17 protein-coding genes and 1 other annotated feature are annotated in these 22189 nt (G+C 45.3%); of the genes, 3 read left to right on the top strand and 14 right to left on the bottom strand.

The features are described 5' to 3' along the window. Positions 1–97: 97 nt before the first annotated feature. The 4 genes from ESE_RS0105245 to ESE_RS0105230 all read right to left on the bottom strand — a co-directional run bounded on the left by ESE_RS0105245 (position 98) and on the right by ESE_RS0105230 (position 3733). A complete protein-coding gene (locus ESE_RS0105245) occupies positions 98–304 on the bottom strand; it encodes a YqgQ family protein (protein ID WP_010372349.1) in 207 nt (68 codons plus the stop codon). A gap of 13 nt (positions 305–317) precedes the next feature. Then, entirely contained in the window at positions 318–1019 is a 702-nt protein-coding gene (locus tag ESE_RS0105240) for a rhomboid family intramembrane serine protease (RefSeq protein WP_010372346.1), read from the bottom strand. 5 nt (positions 1020–1024) lie between these two features. After that, positions 1025–1576 carry a 5-formyltetrahydrofolate cyclo-ligase gene (locus ESE_RS0105235; protein ID WP_010372343.1) on the bottom strand — a complete coding sequence of 184 codons (552 nt, stop codon included), beginning with the start codon at positions 1574–1576 and terminating at the stop codon, positions 1025–1027. A gap of 105 nt (positions 1577–1681) precedes the next feature. Then, positions 1682–3733 (bottom strand): peptidoglycan D,D-transpeptidase FtsI family protein, encoded by a 2052-nt coding sequence (locus ESE_RS0105230; protein ID WP_010372339.1) that lies wholly within the window; start codon positions 3731–3733, stop codon positions 1682–1684. A gap of 150 nt (positions 3734–3883) precedes the next feature. Between ESE_RS0105230 and ESE_RS0105225 the strand changes: the two genes are divergently transcribed. After that, positions 3884–6532: a YfhO family protein gene (locus tag ESE_RS0105225; protein ID WP_010372336.1), complete on the top strand. Its 2649-nt coding sequence runs from the start codon at positions 3884–3886 to the stop codon at positions 6530–6532. 117 nt (positions 6533–6649) lie between these two features. Beyond that, complete coding sequence (gene greA / locus ESE_RS0105220; protein ID WP_010372334.1) at positions 6650–7135, top strand: transcription elongation factor GreA; 486 nt, start codon at positions 6650–6652, stop codon at positions 7133–7135. Between the two features lie 58 nt (positions 7136–7193). Here greA and recQ read toward each other — a convergent pair whose 3' ends face one another. From recQ to ESE_RS0105185, 7 genes are all read right to left on the bottom strand, one after another. Continuing rightward, positions 7194–9023 (bottom strand): DNA helicase RecQ, encoded by a 1830-nt coding sequence (gene recQ, locus ESE_RS0105215; RefSeq protein ID WP_010372331.1) that lies wholly within the window; start codon positions 9021–9023, stop codon positions 7194–7196. Between the two features lie 109 nt (positions 9024–9132). Further along, positions 9133–10344, bottom strand: a complete 1212-nt coding sequence (gene mltG / locus ESE_RS0105210; protein ID WP_010372329.1) for an endolytic transglycosylase MltG — start codon at positions 10342–10344, stop codon at positions 9133–9135. Positions 10345–10440: 96 nt separating this feature from the next. Further along, positions 10441–12864, bottom strand: coding sequence for a phenylalanine--tRNA ligase subunit beta (gene pheT, locus ESE_RS0105205; RefSeq protein WP_010372326.1), 2424 nt, complete (start codon positions 12862–12864; stop codon positions 10441–10443). 9 nt (positions 12865–12873) lie between these two features. Beyond that, a complete protein-coding gene (gene pheS / locus ESE_RS0105200) occupies positions 12874–13914 on the bottom strand; it encodes a phenylalanine--tRNA ligase subunit alpha (RefSeq protein ID WP_010372322.1) in 1041 nt (346 codons plus the stop codon). 60 nt (positions 13915–13974) lie between these two features. Next, positions 13975–14179 (bottom strand) — a binding site (T-box leader). A gap of 661 nt (positions 14180–14840) precedes the next feature. Then, positions 14841–15170: a winged helix-turn-helix transcriptional regulator gene (locus ESE_RS0105195; protein ID WP_010372319.1), complete on the bottom strand. Its 330-nt coding sequence runs from the start codon at positions 15168–15170 to the stop codon at positions 14841–14843. Positions 15171–15530: 360 nt separating this feature from the next. Then, complete coding sequence (locus ESE_RS0105190) at positions 15531–16010, bottom strand: HD domain-containing protein (protein WP_010372317.1); 480 nt, start codon at positions 16008–16010, stop codon at positions 15531–15533. A 49-nt stretch (positions 16011–16059) separates the two neighbouring features. Then, positions 16060–16830: a TrmH family RNA methyltransferase gene (locus ESE_RS0105185; protein ID WP_010372315.1), complete on the bottom strand. Its 771-nt coding sequence runs from the start codon at positions 16828–16830 to the stop codon at positions 16060–16062. 130 nt (positions 16831–16960) lie between these two features. Between ESE_RS0105185 and femX the strand changes: the two genes are divergently transcribed. Continuing rightward, on the top strand, positions 16961–17977 hold the full coding sequence (gene femX, locus ESE_RS0105180) for a UDP-N-acetylmuramoylpentapeptide-lysine N(6)-alanyltransferase (protein ID WP_010372312.1): 1017 nt from the start codon (positions 16961–16963) through the stop codon (positions 17975–17977). Positions 17978–18258: 281 nt separating this feature from the next. Here the strand turns inward: femX and ESE_RS0105175 are convergent, their stop codons facing one another. The 3 genes from ESE_RS0105175 to prfB all read right to left on the bottom strand — a co-directional run bounded on the left by ESE_RS0105175 (position 18259) and on the right by prfB (position 22157). Then, positions 18259–20001 (bottom strand): SEC10/PgrA surface exclusion domain-containing protein, encoded by a 1743-nt coding sequence (locus ESE_RS0105175; protein WP_010372309.1) that lies wholly within the window; start codon positions 19999–20001, stop codon positions 18259–18261. A 253-nt stretch (positions 20002–20254) separates the two neighbouring features. Beyond that, a complete protein-coding gene (locus tag ESE_RS0105170) occupies positions 20255–20773 on the bottom strand; it encodes a DoxX family membrane protein (RefSeq protein WP_010372306.1) in 519 nt (172 codons plus the stop codon). A 268-nt stretch (positions 20774–21041) separates the two neighbouring features. Next, positions 21042–22157, bottom strand: coding sequence for a peptide chain release factor 2 (gene prfB / locus ESE_RS0105165; RefSeq protein WP_029237461.1), 1116 nt, complete (start codon positions 22155–22157; stop codon positions 21042–21044). Positions 22158–22189: the final 32 nt, after the last annotated feature.

Raw genomic sequence — 22189 nt, 5'->3', positions numbered from 1 at the left:
ATATATTTGTAATCGCTTTCTTGCTTTCAACATTATTAATTATAACGCATTTTCCAATTAAAACAAGCATTTTAGTGAAAACGGTTACAAAGTTGATTTATAAGGCTTGGCGTCGCTCTTCATCTTCATGTTCATGTCGTAATACCAGCTTGATTTGCGCGTATTCCTTTGCTTCTAACAAGCCAGCCTTATACATGTTGTCGATTTCAATTGCCGCCAACTCAATATCCCACAAGCGGTTACCCACGTGAATATAAATATCGTATTTCTTCAATAAATTTAAAACATCCAAAAACGTCCGCATATCATCACGCTCCTTAGATACGATTTATCGCAATGCCAAATACCACTGCTAATAATGCGAGATACACAATCACTGCTAATAAGCGGTGCCACACGCGTACCTTAAACAAGCCGGTGTAGTGAAATCCCGAAATAAAGGCTGGTACCAGAATGAATCCCCCTAGTAAGCCCCCAATGTGGGCGCTTAAATCAATATCCGGCGTTGCAAACGACGATACAATTGATAACAAGATAAAAATCCCCATCAATTTTGCCTGACTACGCCAGTATGCGCGGCGCTTGTCCAACAGCCCTAACATACCAATGGCACCGAACAGGCCAAAGATTCCGCCTGAAGCCCCAGCTGAAATAACATTCACTCCACCAAAGGCTAGGCTCATCAAATTACCACTAATCACCGTCAGGAAAAATAGTGCTAGGAAACGCCATGGTCCCAGCTCAATCTCAAGTAACCGACCGATAAAGTATAACGTAATCATATTAAAAGCCAGGTGTGAAAACGTCACGTGCAAGAAGCCCGCCGTTATCAGACGCCACCACTGGTGTAATTGGTAAACAGCCGGTGAAAATTGCGCACCAGAATGAAATAACACTTGTGAGTTAATGGTAAAGCTATGCGCTTGTAAGACTTCCCATAAGTAGACAAGCACCATCACGGTCACTAAGCCGGCGGTGGCTGGCGTCGCTTTAAACGCCCGCTTGAAATCATTAGTCATGAACATTATTCCTCATTTTTAAAAATTAAAACTTGATCAACTTGTTGGTCAGTTGGCTCAAGCGGCCAACTAGGTTGGGGATAAACATTCTCCGGCAGCGCCAATGCGACTGTCCGAGCTGTGGTCTGTGGTAACCACCGATCATAATACCCGCCACCAAAACCAATGCGGTCACCGGCTTCGCTAAAGGCCAGTCCCGGAACGACCACAAAGTCAATCTCAGTTGGCACCACAATCTCATCCCCCACGGGCTCTAACATGCCGAAGCGGTGCCGCTCATAGGTTGTGGCTGGCGTCACCACAATAAAGGTCATCTGCCGACCAGGTTGGACGCGGGGCAAAACCACACGTTTCCCCTGTAACATCGCCGTTTGAATGAGTAATTGGGTCGGTATTTCATCATCTTGAGACAACGTTAGTGCGACCGTTTTCGCTGATTGCCACGCTGGCAGTGCAGTCACTTGCGCCACAACAGCTTGCATCAGCCAGCCCCGTTGCGCATCAGAAAGCGTCGCTAAATTGGCTAGCGCCTGTTGTCTAACTGCTGCTTTTTCCATCAAACCGATTCCCCCTTACCAAAAAACTGGTACTTACAATCATAAGTACCAGTTTATCACAATAGTTCTTAGTCTAAGAACCGTTAATTATCAGGGTATTACCCCTTATTTGTTAGCTGACCCAGCGTCCTGGACATCCTTCCAAAAGGCAGCGTAGATTTGTGAACCAATTGCTTGGTTAACGTTTTCATCAGCATCGTCCGTTCCTGGAATAACAACCGCCAAGGCCACGTCTGAATCCGGCACGAATGAAATCAATGAACTCGTAACCGTCGTTGCCCCATTCGTCGTCGTTTCAGCTGTTCCCGTCTTAGCACTAACTTCAGGCTTAACATCCTTCAAGTGCGTTCCAGTGGCATAGCCTGAGCTACTGTGCACAACTTCATTCATACCCTTCCAAATTAAGTCACGCTCGTCCTTCGTCCAACCAACAGTCCCAAGAACTTCGGTTGGTATCGTCGTCGTAGTCGTTACCTTATTGGCTGTATCACGGGATTGAATTGATTGCACAATGTGTGGACGGACACGGTAACCACCATTTGCAATTGTTGCAACGTACTGTGCAAGTTGCATCGTCGTGTACGTATCATACTGTCCGAATGATTCGTCTAAGGCATTACCGATGTGCTCACGAGTTGTTGATCCCTTGATACCCGTGATTTCACCAGGCAAATCAATGCCGGTCTTCACACCCAATCCGAAACGGGCGAATCCGTCACGCATCGTCTGGTAAACAGACGTTGGCAAGGCACCCAATGACATACCTGGGAAGTAGTTCAAACCACCCAAGCGCAGCATAACTTGCATAACGTACGTGTTAGAAGACATCATCAAGGCAGTGTCGGCCGTCAATGGCATGTTTCCACTACCATTACGGTTCCACCATGATGACTTTGTTGGCGTTCCAGCAACCGAAATTGGTTGATCAGTAATCGTATTATTTTCTGGTGTAATCGCACCATTCATAAATCCGGTTGTGATCATCGCTGGCTTAACAACAGATCCGACAACGTTAGCTTGGTTAACTGTCGACAAGGCGTCAGCCGTTAACTTTCCTGTTTCATAATCACGGTTAACGCCAGCTGTGGCATAAATGCCACCAGTCTTCGGGTTAATCACGACCGCATACGCACCCGTTGTATTACCACCAGGAATATTCTTCTCCAAAATGTCTTGCACATCATTCTGGAACTTTGCATTAATCGTTAACGTCAAGTTGTCACCAGCTTGACCCTTATACTGGGTCGTTTCCTTCGTGTTGCCATCTTTATCAGTTGTGACTTCAACACGGGCCTTCGTCCCCTTTAACGTTGACTCATACTGCTTTTCCAAGTATGACGTTCCGACGACATCGTCACGTGAGTAGCCTTGGGTTAGCAAAGAATTAACACTGTCTTCAGGCAGCCCTGACTTTGAAGTTGACGTGCCACCAACTAGTGACTTAATCGCATCACCTTGTGGATAATCACGTGTGTAGTAGATGCCGACCTTAACGCCTGGCATCTTTGATTGACGCTCACCGATATCCGAAATTTCTTGTTGCGTCACATCAGTTTCTTTCAAGTAAACCGTTGACAAGGCATATGAATTTGCCATCTTCTGGTAAATCATTGCCTTATTCTTTTGCAAATCCGTTAGTGGGAAACGCTTTTTATGTTTTTCAACGTAGCCACGTAGCGCATTCACGTATGCATCCGTACCGGGAGCAGCTGTTGTGCCACTCGCTTCAACCACGCGCTTAGCACGCTTAGGGTCTTGAATATAATACGTTGCATAGTTAGGTGTTGATAACTGCTTAGTATCGACAGTTAAGTACTTACCAACATTATTCGCAATGGCGTACATTTCTGATTCAGTAATGCTTTTTGGCTTGGTATAAGTAATCGCCTGCGATCCCTTATTCGCAACCAAAGCTTGGCCGGTACTATCATAAATCATGCCTCGTTGGACATTAACTTGTTCGACGCTGGATTCGGCACTCGTCACGGCAGTCTTATATTTTGCGCTGTCCGTAATCTGTAGCGTTGCCAATCGCCAGCCCAATGCACCGAGCATCAGTACAACAATACCCATCAAAACATTCAGCCGGACAGGAATACGTGACAACGAACCGTTAGTTGACACACGTCGCTTGCCACGGCGCTTAGGTGATTGCATAACTCGACCCTTTCTTTCTATTCAATCTAATTGTTTAATTGTAGCATATTTTATGCCCCTAATACCTTAACCTCTTACAACGAATTCGCTGAATTTTCAGGCCTATTATATGGTTTAATAGTACTAATTGAAATTATTGGAGAAAACATTATGTTCGCACATTTAAATCCTTTAAAATGGCGCACATCTACTAAAACCCTATGGATTAGTTTTTTACTACCCGTTATTATCATGACGGTCTATTTTGGGTTCCGTGGGATGGCACCATTTGGGTCAAGTTCCATTCTAACTGTTGATTTGGGACAACAATACATTGATTTTTTCGAAAGTTATCGACATGCCCTATTTTCTAATCCGCTCAGTATTTTTTACAGTTTTGCGAAAGGGTTAGGTGGTGAAACGTATGGTGACTGGGCTTACTACTTGCTAAGTCCGACGAACCTATTATTATTACCATTTTCCAACACCTATCTGCCCATCGGCATTCTGTTTCTTACTATATTAAAGTACGGTTTAGCCGGTTGGAGTTTCGCCTACGCCTTAAAAAGTATGCGCTGGCAAAACGGCTGGCGGCTCCCCCTCTTTAGTGTGACTTACGCCATGATGGGGTGGTTCGTCGCGAATGACCTCAACTTACTTTGGCTAGATGCGGCCATCTTACTGCCTTTAATCATCGCCGGCCTAGAACGGTATATTGAGGGGCGGTCGGCTTGGCGCTTCATTGCGCCACTGTTTGCAATCTTCGTGATTAACTACTATATGGCCTACATGATTGGGCTATTCCTTGTGTTATACATTATCTGGCGTTTATTCTGGCAACCATACCGTCTGTTAGAACGCTGGCATATTTTACGGAAATTTATTTTCGGTAGCATTATCAGCATTGGGTTGTCGACCGTCATTTGGTTACCTACTGCCTACACGTTATTAAATAGTAAAGGGCAACATATGCTGGATAACTTGAGTTGGAAGTTTGAATATCAAGCCCCCGACTTACTTGGTAAGTTATTCTTAGGGACTTTCAACTTTGACCAAATGCCAAGCGGCCTACCAAACATTTTTGTTGGTAGTCTACCAATTATCATGCTCTGGTTCTTCTTTACCTACCGCTTGATTCGCTGGCAAACTCGTTTGGTCGCTTTCTTCATTACGGCATTCTTAGTCGTCTCAATGATGTACGCCCCTTTGAACTTGATGTGGCATGGCTTCCAGTTCCCAGTTTGGTACCCTTATCGGTTCTCATACGTCTTTAGTTTTTGGGTCATCTGGCTGGCGGCGTCCGTGTGGTCACCGACGCTTCGATTCTCGTGGACCCAACTCGGCAGCCTCTTCATTTTGGCTGTCGCCGCAGTAGTGTATCTCTACTACCGCCTGGATAGCCTCAACTTTTTGACCCAAAACCAACTCATCATTGGAGGCAGCTTCTTCCTATTGCTCCTTGGCTTCCATGCCTTGCCAGTCCGCAGTGGTTGGTGGTTACCAATGGTGACGTTGTTGGTTGTCGGTGAAATGACAACCAGCACTATCTGGTCTCTCAATAATTTCAGCTATCTAACAAACACAGAGTACACAACCTACATTAAGAGCCTCAATCAAATTACGGCAGATTTGCCCAAGTCAGATAAAGACTTCTACCGGGTGGCGCAATCATTCCAGCGAACTAAGGGTGATCCGCTCCAAGCACACTACAATGGCGCGTCAACATTTAGCTCGGCCCTTGAACATCAGCAGAGTGATTTCATGGCGGCCATCGGTCAACCCGAGGGTGATAATTACATCACCTACAACGGCGGTACTTTGGTTTCCGATGCTTTACTGGGGATGCGCTACTTAATCCAGCCAAGTGGTCAAGAACCACACACGTCTGGTACGCCAACGAATATGCGCACTTACTCGCGGAGTGATACCAACGGTTATTATCAAATGACCAAGCACACCCAGATGGCGGTGCTGTCAAAGAACCCTTATGCGTTGCCACTCGCATTTGCAGCGAACACAAATGCCCTCAACGTTAAGTTCAAAGATAACGACCCTTTGCGTAATCAAAGCGACCTTTGGAATGCCCTACTTGGTTATGACAACACACCGATTTTCGAAAGTGCCAATTTTGATAGCTCAGCGGCGACAAACATGACGGCACCAACAACCATCACGGGGGCCTTTCTGAAGAAAGAAAACGCCAATGCCGTTGGTTCATTAACCGTGACCTATACGCCTAGCACGGATGATCCGTACTATTTAACGATTGGGGATGCATTGAATAATGACAATGTTGAAATTCAATTAAATGGTAAGGCACTACCAACCATGCCAAGTCACCGTCACACGATTATCGTGCCACTACCGTCATACCAAAAAGGTCAAACGCAAACTATTACGTTTATCCTGAAAAAGAATGACTTGTGGCTACAAAACGTTTCACTGTACCGGGCCAACACAGATTCTATCCGTGCACAAGCCCAGACGCTACAACATAACGCGTTTAAGCCAAGCCATGTTAGCCAAACACGTATCAGTGGTAAAATCACGATCCCGGCTGGTAACGGTCTTATGATGACTACGATTCCAGCCGCCGATGGTTGGACTGCCTACGTTGATGGCAAAGCAACCGATACTGTCACCGTTGGTAAATTCTTTATCGGTTTGGCCTTAAAGCCTGGCGAGCACAGTGTCACCTTTAAATTCACGCCACCTTACTTAAAGATTAGCGCGATTGTTTCTCTTGGCTTTGCCCTCTTTATGGCTGGGTTGGGCTGGTCAGAAAGCGAAAAACGACGTCATTCATTGCACCAATTTTAAAAGAAGCCGTTGTGAACCTTTACACACGCCAGCCCCCGTGGTATCGTATTTTTTGAACCTACGGGATTACAATTATTTTTTCAAATAAAAAACTGTTAGAAATAGGAGGCCACACACATGGCTGAAGAAAAGACATTCCCAATGACGGTCGAAGGTAAGGCCAAGATTGAGGAAGAATTGAACACATTGATTACGGAGACTCGTGCTGAAATCACTGGTCGTATCCAAATTGCACGTAGCTTTGGTGACTTGTCAGAAAACTCTGAATACCAATCAGCTAAGGATGAGCAAGCTTTCGTTGAAGGTCGCATCAACACGTTGCAAAACATGTTGGACAACGCCGTTATCATCGACTCATCAGAAATCGCTGACGATGAAGTATCAGTTGGTAAGAAGGTAACCTTTAAGGAGTTGCCAGACGAAGAGCCTGAAACTTACGCCATCGTTGGTGCCGTTGAAGCAAACCCACTTGAGGGTAAGATTTCAAACGAATCACCAATCGCCGTTGCCTTGATGGGTAAGAAGGTTGGCGACCAAGTTGAAGTACCATTGCCAAACGGTGCCTCAATGGACGTTGAAATCATGGCCGTTGACTTGGCTTAGTTAAATCAAATAAATAAATAAAAGAGGCTAGGACAAATTTGTCCTAGCCTCTTTTTTATTATTCAGTTTCAGTTGCTTTAGCAATCACGGCCAACACTTCCTTACCGTAACGTTCAGCCTTAGCATCCCCAATTCCTGGTACAGCCATCAACTCTGCGTTATTGCGCGGTTGCTGCTTGGCCAACTCGACCAAAGTACGATCATTGAAAATAATGAATGGCGGAATTTCTGTCACCCGGGCCAGCTCCAAACGCCAAGTTCGTAACGCTTCAAAGACCGTCCGTTGCGCCTCATCCAAATCGTCACGCGTACTTGGTGAGCCTGCCTTTACACGATCATCAATCGACCGAACATCTTGACGACGCTTAACCTGACGCTCTCCCTTCAACACCGACACGCCCTCTGGTGAGACAGTCAAACCAGCATACTGCCCCGTCACACGTAGGTACCCCTCCGCAATAAGGTAGTCAATCAAACTCATGATATGCACCCGAGCGGTCCCTTGGAGTAACCCAAACGTTGGCAGTTGATCCAAATTGGTCCATTGGAACTTATCTGGCAATTTACCACGTAATGTTTCGGCCGTCAGCGTTTTACCAAAGCCATTCTCGCCACCACGTGACTTTGCCATGCGGACCACGTGGCTCAACACCTTTTGAGCATCCGTTGTGATATCAACCGCATCACGGTTATCCAAGCAATTGGTACAACGGCCACAATCCGGCGTATCTTCACCAAAGTAGCGGGTGATATAGCGTTGCAAACACATTTGCGTCGCGCCATAGTTTGCCATTTCCTGTAACTTCATCTTCTGTAAGTTTTGGTACTCTGGCGTCTGATTATCACTATTATCAATGAAGAAGCGTTGTGTTTGTAAATCAGCCGCCGCATACAGCAAGATGGCTTCGGATGGTAATCCATCACGACCCGCACGACCAATTTCTTGATAATAGGCCTCCACTGAGCCCGGAATCCCATAGTGAATCACAAACCGGACATTCGACTTGTTAATCCCCATTCCAAAGGCGTTTGTCGCCACAACCACGTCACGTCGATCGTAAATAAAATCATCCTGAGCTTGGGCACGCGCTTGGTCAGGCATACCAGCATGGTAGCCAACTGCGTTAATGCCCGCCGCCGTTAGTGTCTCCGTCAACGCTTCAACAATCTTGCGGGTTGGCGCATAAACAATGCCTGATTCACCACGATGTTCGCGAATATACTTGGTAATAAAATCTTCCTTACTCCGTTTATTCAGCCCCTTTTCAATGCGGATTGTCAAATTATCACGGACAACACTCGTCCGAACCGTATGTTGAATGTGCAACATTGCTTCCAAGTCGGCTTGCACCCGTTCTGTAGCCGTTGCAGTCAATGCCATCACTCGGGGCGCAGACTCTAGATTATTAATTAACCCAACCGCATTCAAATAACTTGGCCTGAAATCATGACCCCATTGCGAAAGTACGTGAACCTCATCAATCACGACTAGCGAAATTGGCAAGCGGTTAAGTAAGGCATACGTCCCCTCGCTCCCTAACCGTTCAGGCGCCAAATACAGCAGTTTCGCCTCTTCGTTCAGCAGGCTGTTCATTGCTGCCCGATATTCCTCATCATTTTGGGTTGAATTCAATGTCACTGCCGGCACGCCTGCCTCATGCAATTCATCAACCTGATTTTTCATCAAAGATAGCAATGGCGAAATGACCACCGTGATGCCATCCAACATCAGCGCTGGAATTTGGTATGTTAATGACTTACCACCACCAGTTGGCATAATCCCCAACGTGCGCTGGCCAGCCATTACGGCATCAATAATTTCAGCTTGTCCCTCGCGAAACGAGCTATAACCAAATGTTTGTTGTAGCGTCTCTAATGCTGTCGCCATGCTCTCCTCCTATGTGTGTAAAATACTCTACGTTCCATTATGGACTGCTACCGAAAGTGTGTAAAGCCAAACGAAAAAGCGACCCGAAAGCCGCTTTTCGCATGTGTTTTTATTTTGATGATGTTGCAGATGAAGTCGTTGTGTTTGATGACTTCTTAGCTGCATTTGATGAATCAGCTGCATTACCGACTGATTCATTGGTTGATTCCAAGTCACCCGACTTACCCAAGTGTTCATCATAATCCTTTGAGTAGAACACCTTACCAGTCTTCAAATTAGCCACGAAGTAGAGGTAACCCTTGTCGCGATCCTTAGGATTCAAAACAGCTTGAATTGATTGCAATGATGGGTTGTTAAATGGTCCTGGCCCGTAACCTGAGAACTTGTACAAGTTATATGGGTTATCTGACTTAACATCTTCATTGCTCAAATTCGTCTTGTCTGTATCAAGCGCGTACTTTGTGGCAATATCTGATTGCAATGGCATCTTAACGTCCAAACGGTTTTCGAAGACACCGGCAATTGTGCGTCGGCTATCTTCATCGATTCCTTCACGTTCAACCAAAGATGCAAGCGTCAAAACTTGGTGAACCGTCTTGCCTGACTTCTTAATCGCATCAAATTGGCCCTTCAATTGGGTATAGTCTTGGTAAACCATTTGGTTAATCAATTCATTAACGTTCTTGGCATCCTTCCAGTTATAAGTCGCTGGGTAAAGGTACCCTTCCAACTTGTAGCGGATTTGATCCTTTTGATCACTTGTGGTCTCTGAATCAAGCAAGCCTGGATAAGCAGCTTGCAAACGCTTAAAGAACGCATCATCGTTAACAGCCTTCAAGAATTCATCACGGGTGAAGTGCGTCTTAGCTGCCACTTCATTCGCAATATTTGAAATTGTCTCACCTTCACGAACCGTAATCGTTTCCTTGTTGTTCAACGGATAAGCTGAACCACCTTGGCGCAATGACTTAACCATTTCTTGCACCGTATCTGATGGGCTAAACAAATAGTAACCAGCCTTCATGTCTGACACATTGTTCGTCAACACGTAATTCATAAAAGCACGTTCAGAGCGCAAGACCTTAGCTTTGTCCAAATCCTTCGCAATCGTAGCTGAATCAGAACCAGCCTTAATTTGCACCTGTACATCCTTCTTACTCTTAGCATTCAAGGCTGAGTAATCCGTCTTATCTTTTTGAATTGTGTAGTATTGGTAACCACCGTAACCGGCACCACCAAGTAGCAAAACGGCTACCACACCCAAAGTAATCCAAAGACCCTTGCGTGACTTTTTACCGTTCAATCGACTCAAATCGTCCATTATGCAACTCCTAGTTCTAATTGGGCTTATAAAAAAGCCGTTGTTACTGTCTAGTATACCAGCAACAACGACTTTTTGATTACAGTCTTTTTAAGATTAACGGATTTCCGCGTTAAACTTCTCTGCAAGTGCAGCCGTAATACGTTCCACAGCTGCATTGATATCTTCATCAACCAACGTCTTTTCAACATCAACGAATGTCAAAGCGTATGCCAATGACTTCTTATCATCAGCCACGTTTTCACCCGTGTACACGTCAAACAATTCAACGTCGTGCAGCAAAGCACCACCAGCAGCTACGATGGCGGCACGCAAATCAGCTGCGGGCACATCACGGTCAACCAAGATGGCCAAGTCGCGGGCAACAGCTGGGAAGCGTGATACCACTTCATAACCATCCTTAACCTTAGGCAAATCGAAAATGGCGTCTACGTTCAACTCAAAGGCGTAAGTCTCGTTGACCTTGTAAGTCTTAGCAGTCACTGGGTGTACTTGACCAACGAACCCAATTAACGTCTCACCAACATAAATGTCAGCCGTCCGGCCTGGGTGCATTTCAGCACGTTCAGTCGTTGGTACAAAACGAATGTCATCAGCAAACGCATAATTAGCCAACAAACGTTCAACAATGCCCTTCAAGGCGAAGAAATCAGCCTTTTGTGCACCAGCAGCCCAAGTACGAGGTAATACGTTACCAGTAATCACACCAGCCACATGCTCAATTTCTGTTGGCAATACAGAAGCATCCCCATTTGAAACAAAGACACGGCCTTGCTCATACAAAGCCACATCAGCTTGCTTGCGAGCAACGTTATAGGCAACGTCATCTAGCAAGCCCGTCAACAAGCTACCGCGCGTTTGTTGGCGATCTTGTGACATTGGGTAGTCCAATTGAATTGGTTGCCCATCATGCAACTTGAAGTTATTTGCCTTCTCTGGCGTCGTCAATACGTATGAAATAGCTTGGTTCAAGCCCAAGCCTTCAAGATCATGACGCGTCGCACGAATCAATGCTTGCTTTGGCGTCAACTTACCGGGTGTCGTTTCACCAGTTGGCAACGTTGCTGGCAAGTTATCGTAACCGTACAAACGGGCGATTTCTTCGACCAAATCAGCGGCAATCGTAATATCCCAACGACGAGCTGGCACAGTTACGGTGAATTCACCGTCATTCAACTCATAATCGAAGAACAAACGGTCAAAGATAGCTGAGATTTCAGCCTCTGTGATTTCAGTCCCCAACACATGGTTCACATGGGCCGTCGTCACCTTCACAACTGGTGCTTCGTAGTCAAAGTCTTGTGCAACCACACGACCTTCAGTTACCTCACCACCAGCAATTTCAGCAATCAAAGCAGCCGCGTGGTCCAATGCTGTGAACGTATCTTCTACATTCACACCACGTTCGAAACGTGTTGAAGCTTCTGAGTGCAAGTTTTGATCACGAGCAGCGTGACGAATGGCCTTTGGCTCAAAGATAGCCCCTTCCAACACGATGTTCGTCGTCTTAGCCGTTACTTCAGTTGACTCACCACCCATGACACCGGCAAACATCAAAGCTTCATCACCAGCTGCGATGACAATATCTTCAGCTGATGCTTCACGTTCAACGCCATCCAATGTTTTAATCTTTTCAGCTGGCTTAGCCGTACGAACCGTGATGTCCTTGCTTGGCAACGTATCCAAGTCAAAGGCGTGCAATGGTTGACCGTACGTCAACAACATCAAGTTTGTTACGTCGACCACGTTAGAAATTGGCCGAATGCCCATGGTCCACAAACGACGTTGCAACCACAAAGGTGAGTCTTTCACTTCAACATTCTTAACAACACGCAAACCATACTTAGGTGCCAATTCAGCTGGGGCTGTGGCTGAAATCAAATCAGCTGTTTTCTCTGACGTTTCCGTCAATTCAAACGTTGGCAACGTTGGTTCTTCTGACAAAATAGCTGCCACTTCCCAAGCTGTGCCGTTCATTGAGAACAAGTCAGCACGGTTAGGCGTAATGCCTGTTTCAAGCACATCATCATCCATGCCCAAAACATGCAAAGCATTCTCGCCTGGTGTCAAATCAGCAGCGTCAACATCGTTAAACACCCAGATACCGTCTTCAAAGTCCTTAGGTGACACCTTGTCATCAAAACCAAGTTCTTGCAAGGCAGCTAACATACCGTTTGAAACAACGCCACGCAACTTACCCTTCTTAATCTTTTGACCACCACCAACGATTGAGTTGTGCTTGGCCAAGATAACTGTTTGACCTTCAGCTACGTTTGGTGCACCAGTCACAATTTGGATTGGCTCATCTTCACCCGCATCCACTTGGGTAATCACCATGTGGTCTGAATCTGGGTGTTCTTCAACTGACAATACCTTGGCAATCACAATGTTCTTCATGTTTGCTTGTGGTTGGTATTGTCCTTCAATTTCAACTGTCGTACGTGAAATCTTCTCTGCCAACTCATTTGCTGGCAATTCGATTGGCAAATAATCACGCAACCAATTTACAGAAACCTTCATTTTGTTTGCTTATCCTTTCTGGTCAAATTGCGTCAAGAAACGCACATCGTTCAAGTAGAAGTTACGGATATCTTCAACCCCATACTTCAACATGGCAAAACGGTCAGGCCCCAAGCCGAAGGCAAAGCCACCGTATACTTCAGGATCAACCCCAGCCATACGCAAAACGTTAGGGTGCACCATACCGGCACCAAGCACTTCAATCCATTCGATATCTTCAGGGTTCATGTCAGGCGTTACCGCGTTCCATGACACATCGACTTCAACAGAAGGTTCCGTGAATGGGAAGTACGATGGACGCAAACGAATATCATGGTCTTCACCAAACAAGTTGCGCGCAACTGCCAAAAGCGTTCCCTTCAAATCACGCATCGTGATGTGCTTATCGATCACAAGTCCTTCCATTTGGTGGAATTGGTGTGAGTGCGTTGCATCATCCGTATCGCGACGGTAAACACGACCAGGTGATACCATCTTCAAAGGTCCAGCATTAAAGTCGTGTGACTCCAACGTGCGGGCTTGAACGGGTGACGTTTGCGTACGCATCAAGATTTCTGGCGTGATATAGAACGTATCTTGCATATCACGGGCTGGGTGATCCTTAGGCAAGTTCATCATCTCAAAGTTATACTTGTCTTGCTCCACTTCAGGTCCTTCAATGACTTGGTAACCCATACCAAGGAATTGATCCTCAAGTGACTCGATGATTTGTTGCAACACGTGTGGTTGTCCTTGTGCCGTTGCACGGCCTGGTAACGTCACATCCAATGTTTCAGCTGCCAACTTTTCATTCAAAGCAGCGGCTTCCAAATTCGTTTGACGGGTTGCAATGGCCTCAGTCAGTGCATCGCGCACTTCGTTAGCAAGCGCCCCAACAACAGGTCGCTCTTCAGGCGTCAAATCCTTCATACCGCGTAGCACTTCTGTTAGCGGTCCCTTCTTACCAAGCCAATTAACACGTACTTGGTTCAAAGCCTTCAAGTCCGCAGTTGCCGCGATTTCGCCCAATGCTTGATCGCGCAATTGTGTGAGCTCGTCTTGTAAACTCATGATCTGTCTCCTTAAAATTTAAAATCAAAATAAAAAGTCCCTGCGACAAATAAACATTGTCGCAGGGACGCTCATTAACGTGGTACCACCCTACTTTTAGTAGTCAATGCGACTACCCTCGGACATTCGTTAACGGAAATGAACCGCAACGGCCTTGCAACCGCTGAACTCCTGACTGAAATTCAGTTATCATGCTGATGGGTTTTCACCGACTCCCACTCTCTAACACAGCCCACTAACTTACTAGGTCATTCAAAGTTTCTTATATTATTGTACAACATTCTAGGCACTGTGCAAGGGGAAGTCATTCTGGGTATGGTTTTGTGGTGTTTGCGGGTGTCGTCGCGTTGCGACGAGCAACGGAGGTGGTTGTTTCCTACGCCTTTGTTCAAAAACTCGGCAACCGAATGGCGCGGACGCCATTCAGCGGGGCAAATAATTCCCCCTAACCCTCAAGGTCTGTATGGGCTTTCCTGAATAGCGCCGGCCATGCGGCATGTTGCCGATTTTTGAACGCTCCGGATACAACCACCCCCGTTGCAGCTGCCAAGAGTTACTCTAATTGTTTAATTATCATCTACCAAAAACAACAAAGTAATCTGTTCTCCAGTTTATGACCATCTCATCTAAATGAGAACATCTTAGTTGCTGGCTTGGGTGTGGCGGATTGGCGTAGCGATGACAGTGGGGAACTCACAAGTTCGGCCGACCGCCGGTTAGATAAGGCGATAGGAGCCAGACCCTTAGCACAATTATTTGGGTGCTAGCCGGTGCTCGTGCCGGCGGAGTTTCCCACTGTCATCTTTGTCGGAGCCAATCCGCCACACCCAAGCCTCGTGCGGCAGCACGACACCCGCACCCAAACAGACAATTAAAAAAAGCCAGCAAACACATCACTGTGTCTACCGACTCCATTTGCTATGCAATTAGGCGTTCCAGTTGTCTGACCACTCGTGGATAGCAGCCATCATTGGACGCATTGATTCACCGCGCTCCGTCAAAGCGTATTCAATCAATGATGAATCTTCGTATGTACGACGCTCTACAATGCCAGCTGATTCCAATTCCTTCAAACGCTCAACCAAAACACGGTCTGAGCACTTCGTTACAGCTTGCGCCAAGTCCTTGAAACGACGTGGACCATCATTCAACAAAACTTCAATGATCAATCCGTTCCACTTACGTCCCAAAATATCGAAAGTTGCGATGAACTTGTCGCACAATGTGTTAGTTAATTCGTGTGATGCTACTGCCATAATTATCTTCTCCTAAATTTGAACAATGTTTTTAAAATTTGCGTTTATATTTACATTTAATAAGTAATTTAATCGTACACCTCTTCACAAGATTTTGCACGTCTAAACCCTTGAAAAATGTAAGCAGAATGCGTTGCTCCCCAACAACTCATTCCTCACTTTTGATACTTACATTATACAACTGAATATGTGACCATTATAAGACCAAACCTCGGACGAAATGAACACAAACTATGGCGTGTTTCTTGCGATAGTGAAGAATTTTTGGTTATTTTCTGTCAATGAAATGAAGGTCAGTTAATACTAAAAATACCCTTTGTGATACATTTCGTTCACAAAGGGTATTTAGATTATCTTGTATTAGTTTGCATGGAACAGTCGTTTTACACGTGCTGATGCCGGTGAAAAGAATTCAGCGATGGCCATATAGTCATCCACTAAATCCAATAAAAGACTTTCACGATAATGTGGTAATGCCGCTGTGGCCCCCCACATATGTTTTAGAATGATGTCCTTTTCCATTGGCGATAGTTGTGTAATTTTCTCCGCATTTCGTAATGAAACGCGTGGATGAATGAACGCATGCGTTCCCAATTCAAATTTGGTTGTTCGCCAATCATAAAAGAACAAGTCGTGCAGTATACCAGCACGCGCCAAAGCCGTTGCGTTGAGCCCTAACCGCAGCCCCAATTGATAACTGACGTATGACACCGCAATTGAGTGTGTCAACCGATCAGAGTGGTGGTGCTGCGTGTAATTAGCCAACTCTTGAACCTGTGGGTGTGCCAATAAATCTTTAACAATATTTGAATACGCTTTATCACGTTGCCAATCCTGCATAAATGTCCCCCTTTTGCATGATCAACGAACAATCGTTCTAACTTTTAACTTAGCGCGCCTTCAAGGCAAACATCGCAATTCCAGCTGCGACAGCGACGTTCAATGATTCTGCATCCCCAGTCAATGGAATGTACAGATTCTTAGTCGTCATCTTAGCCAAATCAGCAGCCATCCCTTGGCCTTCGTTACCCATGATTAGCGCAAATTGTGACTGTGCTGGAATGGTAAACAAGTCAGCAGCTTCTGGATCCAATTGTGTTCCATACACATTGATATCATTTTGAGTGAAGGCTGCGGTCCAATCCTGCAAGTCACCCGTTGTGAGTGTCATGTGGAATTGTGAGCCTTGCATCGCACGCAATGCCTTTGGTGAATATGGATCAACAGAACCATTTCCGAAGACAACCCCGGCGAAACCTGCTGCATCAGCTGTACGAACCATCGTACCGATGTTACCAGGATCTTGAATCGCATCCAAGAATAACCATGCGCCATCGTGAATAAAACGTGGCTCACGGGTTGCTGTTGGCAAAGATACTTCCGCAAAAACACCTTGTGGTGTTACCAAATCAGACAACTTCTTAGCGATATCCGTCGTAATTTCAAAAACAGGCACACCAAGTGGCAACGCCTCTTGGTGCTCTGCTAATTGTTCGGGTGTTGCCATAATCGCATGCAACTTACCCTCGTGTTGGATGGCCTCTTGGACCAAGTGCCAGCCGTCCAATAAGTATGTCTTACTTGCTTGGCGACCCTTCTTCGTTTGCAACTTTTGCCATGACTTAACACGGCTATTTTGTACTGATGTAATAGTTTCCATAGTTCTATTATACGCTGAATTTAAGTAACTTGCCTATGTTATAATTTTTAAGGTATTTTGTAGCTTAGTTGCACTAAGCAAGCTACAATAATTAATTGACGAATTTAAAGCAAAGAGAAAGAAGGATATCATGCCAGTTTTGGATATGAGTGATGAAACTGCGGTCGCACGTTACAACGATTTTGTCCGCAGTTCAAAGTTTGGTCAGGTGACACAAGACCTTGGTTGGGCCCAAGTTAAGAATAACTGGGAGCCTCGATATGCATATGTAGAAAACGAGGCTGGCGAAATTGTCGCAGCCATTTCAATGTTGTTAACTAACACGCCAAGTGGTAAAAAGTTTGCTTACGCTTCTAAGGGGCCTGTCATGGATATGACTGACTTAGACTTGTTTGATCAACTAATTGCCGAAGCGAAGGTGGCTTTGGCTGACGATGATGCCTACCTATTGCGTATCGACCCTGAAATTGCCTTTTCAGAGGAATTGGATGCTGATTTGCACGCACGCGGGTATGAAACACGTAACCGAAACGTGGCTGATGAAGGTATGCACGCAACTATCCAACCACGGTTGAACATGGTCATCGATTTGACTGCTAAGCCAGAGGCGAAGGAAACCCTTGACTTGTACCCTTCAAAGACAAAGTCAAAGTTGAAGCGCCCATTCCGTGATGGCGTGACGGTGCGTTATGCTAACGATCAAGCTGCCCTCGACGCATTCTTTGAGACGTACGGCGATATGGCCGACCGTCACGGTATTTCTCACCGTCCTAAGGAATACTTTGAGCGGATGCAGGCAGCGTTCCCTGGTGACGATATTATGCGTATCTACATTGCTGAGCGCGAAGGCGAATTGCTTTCAACTGGGGTTGGCTTCAAGTTCGGTGACAAGATCTGGTACATGTATGCTGGTTCAATGGATGGTAACATCTACTACGCCCCTTATGCGGTTCAGACTGAAATGATTCAATGGGCTATGGATAGCAACGTCTCATTATATGATATGGGTGGTATCGGCGAAGCCTCACCTGAAGATGGTTTGTTCGTCTTCAAGCGCACCTTCGTTAAGGATGACCCCCGCGAATACATTGGCGAAATCGACGTTGTACTTGATGATGCAACGTACGATGAACTCGTTCGCAAATAAACAATAGCTAATAAATAAGCGCTACTAATTTAGTAGCGCTTATTTATTTTGTCGTTAAAAGACGTTTATGTAACTGACTATTGCAACATGATATGCTTATCTCAAAAGATTGGGGGGCATTGTCGTGTTACTGGATTTATTAGGGATTACCTTGGAAATAATTATCGATTTTGTCGTCACCGCTATTACACCCGACAGACAAAAATAACGCAAAATAGGCAGCCACTATGTGGGCTGCCTATTTTATATATTGCATCCTTACCTACTAATCAAAACGTTAATTAGTTAGCAACGTACGCCAAATCCATGACAAACGCGGTTGAGGCACCTGAATGCATTTTTGGAATGGCCAATGCCATATTTAATCGATATTGCTTTGTCGCACCAGATGCATTAAGCTCATTTGTCCGAATACCAGGCTGTAACAAAGTCGTACGATGTCCCCATGCAGAGCCACCGTCATCAAATAACATGCCATAAATACCGTTATAAATTGAGACCTTTAATCCCGTCATCGTAAAGACCGATGACCAATCTTCTGGCGAATTTCGGCTTCCCGAAGCAAGGGTTTGCCATTGATAATAACTTGTTGTAATCTGCGTCGGCTCATAGTCAACAAACTTATCAGCCAACATGCTATCCGTATCGCTTAACCCATTGGCTTTGCGCATTGCAGCTAACATATCGTTAAAGCTTGTATGTTGTTGCACACCATAACCTTGTTGGTCACGATTTGTAATATCAGCCAAGGTTCCCTTCAACACAAAATCAGATGTCTTCAAGGTATCTAAGCCTACAGTCTTGCGATAGCCATTTATCAATTGAACAGCGTAATTCGTCAACTCTTGATTTTGCGCTGTCGTTAACCCTTTCGAGATATCAACGGCTCGATCACCATCAGTCGGTTTAATGCGTAAGTAGCCTAACAACTTAGTGTCACTTTGATCGCCTAAATTACCCGCCGAAGTTTTACCATAGGCTGGAACAGACAAACTCGTTGGTAATTCTGCTGGATTGCGGACTGTGGCGGACGACGTTGCTGACAACGCTTCAGAATAAATACTCATGTACTGTGAATTTAAATTCTTTGCGACGTCAGCCCGCGTCAACAAATTATACCCACTATACTTCGTTGCCATGTCACGATTTGTATATGAGTCCACCATCGTATTCAAGGCTAATGACCCCATCACCATACCATTGTTTTCTTGTGGTACAGCAGAACGTGTTGTATAGCTAAAATTAGCACGACTCGCAGATAAATAACTTGTCGCCGATGAGATGGCCTTCAAGTTATTCCGAATAGCCGCAACTGCGCTATTCGTACTACGACCATCATCTCGCACTTCACTTGCAACGTAACTTACCATGGCTTTATTTGATTTTGCTGCACTTAGTTGCTGATTTGCATTTGATACCGCCTTGTTCCCCGCGGTCGCATACGATTGCGTTTTCCGTAAGGCACTTGTCGCAGCAGCAGAATTAGCCACCTTAGCAGCAGATGTTGCGACAGACTTGTAAACCCCTTCTTTTTTCACAAATGACTTGAGCACTTTTTGCCGATTGGATATGTCAGCCACTTGTTTAGTCGCCATAGCACTAGCTGACGTTGCAACTGTTGTGGCACTCGTAGCTTGGCTGACAATTTGTGCCGTCTTGCCATTCGTCGCCGCAGCCGAACCAGCACTGTACGCTTTTACAGCGTACATATTATTGCTGATAGCATACGCATTACCCGCTACTGATCGGGCTGCTGAACTTGCGGCAATTGCCTGTTTGCCAGCACTAGCTACCAGTGTTGCATCTCGCTTAATCGCCGCTGACTGCACGCTCACAGATTTTGCAATTTTCGCTGCCGAGGTCGCGGTTGCAATCGCTTTTTTCGTCGCTGTCTGCCGTCTTGTTGCAGCTGAAGCCGGTTGCGCGACAACCACACCACTGAGCGCAACACCAAATAAGGTTGCCACAACCCATATCTTGCCTGCCTTATATAGCTTCTTTCTCGTCCCATCTCGTTGAATCATTTTACCCACTCCTAATTTACTCAAAAGCTAGTTAGCCTTTAACGTGGCCACAATTACCAATTGTCACCCCAGCCAGCTTCGTAATAAAACCCACTTTAACTTCATTACTTATCGATAGTTTACTAAAAGTTCCATGCTGTACTCATTTTGTCCTAAAACTGAGTTAATTAACCTTGTTTTTACTTTTTGTGCATAAGCAAAAGAAAAAGCGACTAGAACCGAAATTCTAGTCGCTTATTTTTATCAGTAATTATTACTTGCTAATCTCAATGTCATTGTTCAAGAATGGCAACTTTGAACGCAAGAATGGCGTTACCCAGTGGTCCAAACCGATACGTGCTGAGTTGTAACCACCCATCAAGATGAACATTTCGATGAAGATGAACGTTGGGTTAACTGAGACAACACCGGCACCCAAGTATGAGAAGTTCATAATCATACCGAAGAAGGCAGCTGCCAAAGTCAACGTACCGAAGATCAATCCCAAACCAACAAACAATTCACCCCAAGCAACCGCAAATGAGAAGAAGCCAGTTGAGTGACCGTGGTTCGTAGCCAAGTTCAAGAACCAGTCATACCAAGGGAATGCCTTGTGACCTTCAGGGTTCGTAACTGGCTTTGCAAGCGCCATGTTAATCATACCTGCAGCGTTGAAGCCACCCTTAGCAGTAACCTTTTCAACACCGTCCATTACCCATTGTGTACCCAAGTAAACACGTGCAATCGTCAAAATCCACATTGCAACCTTGTTGTTACGCAACCATGAAATCATAATAATATCTCCTAAATAATCCTAAATAAAATATGTGAATCAATTAACATATATAACTATAATGTACTTACATAAATTTAGCAATAGAGTATTCACACTTTCTTCACACATGATGTTTCGTTCATGAAACAAAAAGCGACAAACACCTTTAAATAGGCATTTGTCGCTACTGAAAAATTGTGAATTAATGTACATAAATGTATTGTTTAACACTTTCTTACAAACATTCCGATAAATCATTCATTGTGAAAAGAACACTTTGTTACTTTTAGTCAGGATTTTGCTCAGCAAGCTTCCAACGTAGGTAAGCATTAATGAACGGATCTAGATCACCATCCATTACGCCCTGTGGATTACCAGACTCATAATTAGTTCGGTGATCTTTTACCATTCGGTATGGTTGGAAGACATATGATCGAATTTGAGACCCCCAACCGTTTTCTAGTTGCTCACCGGCAATTGATGCACGTTCCTTTTCCTTCTTATCCATCTCAAGTTGGTAAAGCTTGGCACGAAGCATAGCGTAGGCTGTATCCTTGTTCTGAAATTGTGAACGTTGCTGCTGTGAGGCAACGACAATTCCAGTTGGGATGTGTGTCAAACGAACGGCTGATGATGTCTTGTTAATGTGCTGTCCACCCGCTCCAGATGCACGATAAACGTCCATCTTAACATCGGCTGGGTTAATATCGACGTCCACTGAATCATCCAATTCTGGCATCACGTCGATTGAAACAAAGGACGTGTGACGACGACCAGCTGAGTCAAACGGTGAGATACGAACAAATCGGTGCACTCCACGCTCTGAGCGCAAATAACCGTACGCATTATGCCCCGTAATCATCAAGGTCGCCGAATCAATGCCGGCCACATCGCCGGGGTGATAATCCATGATTTCAACCTTGAAACCATGGCGTTCCGCCCAACGGGTATACATTCGTTGCAGGTTAGCACCCCAGTCAGCGGATTCCGTTCCACCTGAACCCGGGTGAATTTCAAGAATCGCGTTGTTCTTGTCATAAGGTTCATTAAGCAACTGAGCCAATCGGTAAGATTCCAAGTCAGCGGCTAACTTTTCAAGATCGGCTTCCATCTCGGCTTGCATATCTTCATCCGGCATCTCAGCTAACAGTTCCAGGGCGGTTTCAACATTTTCTACGCCTGCCGTCAGATTCAAATAATCATCTCGGCGCCCCTTCAAAATGTTATTCGCGTCGATCACTTTTTGAGCAGCAACATTATCATTCCAAAAATCAGGTTGCGCCATGTCGTCTTCGTTCGCGGCAATTTCGTCATTCAAAGCATCCAAATCCAATGACTCACCAAATCGCGTAATTTCTTCGCCCATTTCAGCTAATGAACGACGTGCTTCTGAAAGCTCCATTATTTTCTCCTCTTTGATATGAAAAAGGAAAG

The sequence above is a fragment of the Weissella cibaria KACC 11862 genome (genome assembly GCF_000193635.1).
GTDB lineage: Bacteria > Bacillota > Bacilli > Lactobacillales > Lactobacillaceae > Weissella > Weissella cibaria.
Note: the sequence above shows the minus strand (reverse complement) of the source record. Positions and strands in the feature narration are given on the sequence as shown.

What these genes read in the sequence shown, in the direction of transcription:
- ESE_RS0105235 (WP_010372343.1), bottom strand. Translation starts at nt 1,576, where the DNA reads ATGGAAAAAGCAGCAGTTAGACAACAGGCGCTAGCCAATTTAGCGACG.
- ESE_RS0105190 (WP_010372317.1), bottom strand. Translation starts at nt 16,010, where the DNA reads ATGCAGGATTGGCAACGTGATAAAGCGTATTCAAATATTGTTAAAGAT.
- ESE_RS0105195 (WP_010372319.1), bottom strand. Translation starts at nt 15,170, where the DNA reads ATGGCAGTAGCATCACACGAATTAACTAACACATTGTGCGACAAGTTC.
- mltG (WP_010372329.1), bottom strand. Translation starts at nt 10,344, where the DNA reads ATGGACGATTTGAGTCGATTGAACGGTAAAAAGTCACGCAAGGGTCTT.
- pheT (WP_010372326.1), bottom strand. Translation starts at nt 12,864, where the DNA reads ATGAAGGTTTCTGTAAATTGGTTGCGTGATTATTTGCCAATCGAATTG.
- ESE_RS0105225 (WP_010372336.1), top strand. Translation starts at nt 3,884, where the DNA reads ATGTTCGCACATTTAAATCCTTTAAAATGGCGCACATCTACTAAAACC.
- prfB (WP_029237461.1), bottom strand. Translation starts at nt 22,157, where the DNA reads ATGGAGCTTTCAGAAGCACGTCGTTCATTAGCTGAAATGGGCGAAGAA.
- ESE_RS0105245 (WP_010372349.1), bottom strand. Translation starts at nt 304, where the DNA reads ATGCGGACGTTTTTGGATGTTTTAAATTTATTGAAGAAATACGATATT.
- femX (WP_010372312.1), top strand. Translation starts at nt 16,961, where the DNA reads ATGCCAGTTTTGGATATGAGTGATGAAACTGCGGTCGCACGTTACAAC.
- ESE_RS0105170 (WP_010372306.1), bottom strand. Translation starts at nt 20,773, where the DNA reads ATGATTTCATGGTTGCGTAACAACAAGGTTGCAATGTGGATTTTGACG.
- ESE_RS0105185 (WP_010372315.1), bottom strand. Translation starts at nt 16,830, where the DNA reads ATGGAAACTATTACATCAGTACAAAATAGCCGTGTTAAGTCATGGCAA.
- ESE_RS0105175 (WP_010372309.1), bottom strand. Translation starts at nt 20,001, where the DNA reads ATGATTCAACGAGATGGGACGAGAAAGAAGCTATATAAGGCAGGCAAG.
- ESE_RS0105230 (WP_010372339.1), bottom strand. Translation starts at nt 3,733, where the DNA reads ATGCAATCACCTAAGCGCCGTGGCAAGCGACGTGTGTCAACTAACGGT.
- greA (WP_010372334.1), top strand. Translation starts at nt 6,650, where the DNA reads ATGGCTGAAGAAAAGACATTCCCAATGACGGTCGAAGGTAAGGCCAAG.
- ESE_RS0105240 (WP_010372346.1), bottom strand. Translation starts at nt 1,019, where the DNA reads ATGACTAATGATTTCAAGCGGGCGTTTAAAGCGACGCCAGCCACCGCC.
- recQ (WP_010372331.1), bottom strand. Translation starts at nt 9,023, where the DNA reads ATGGCGACAGCATTAGAGACGCTACAACAAACATTTGGTTATAGCTCG.
- pheS (WP_010372322.1), bottom strand. Translation starts at nt 13,914, where the DNA reads ATGAGTTTACAAGACGAGCTCACACAATTGCGCGATCAAGCATTGGGC.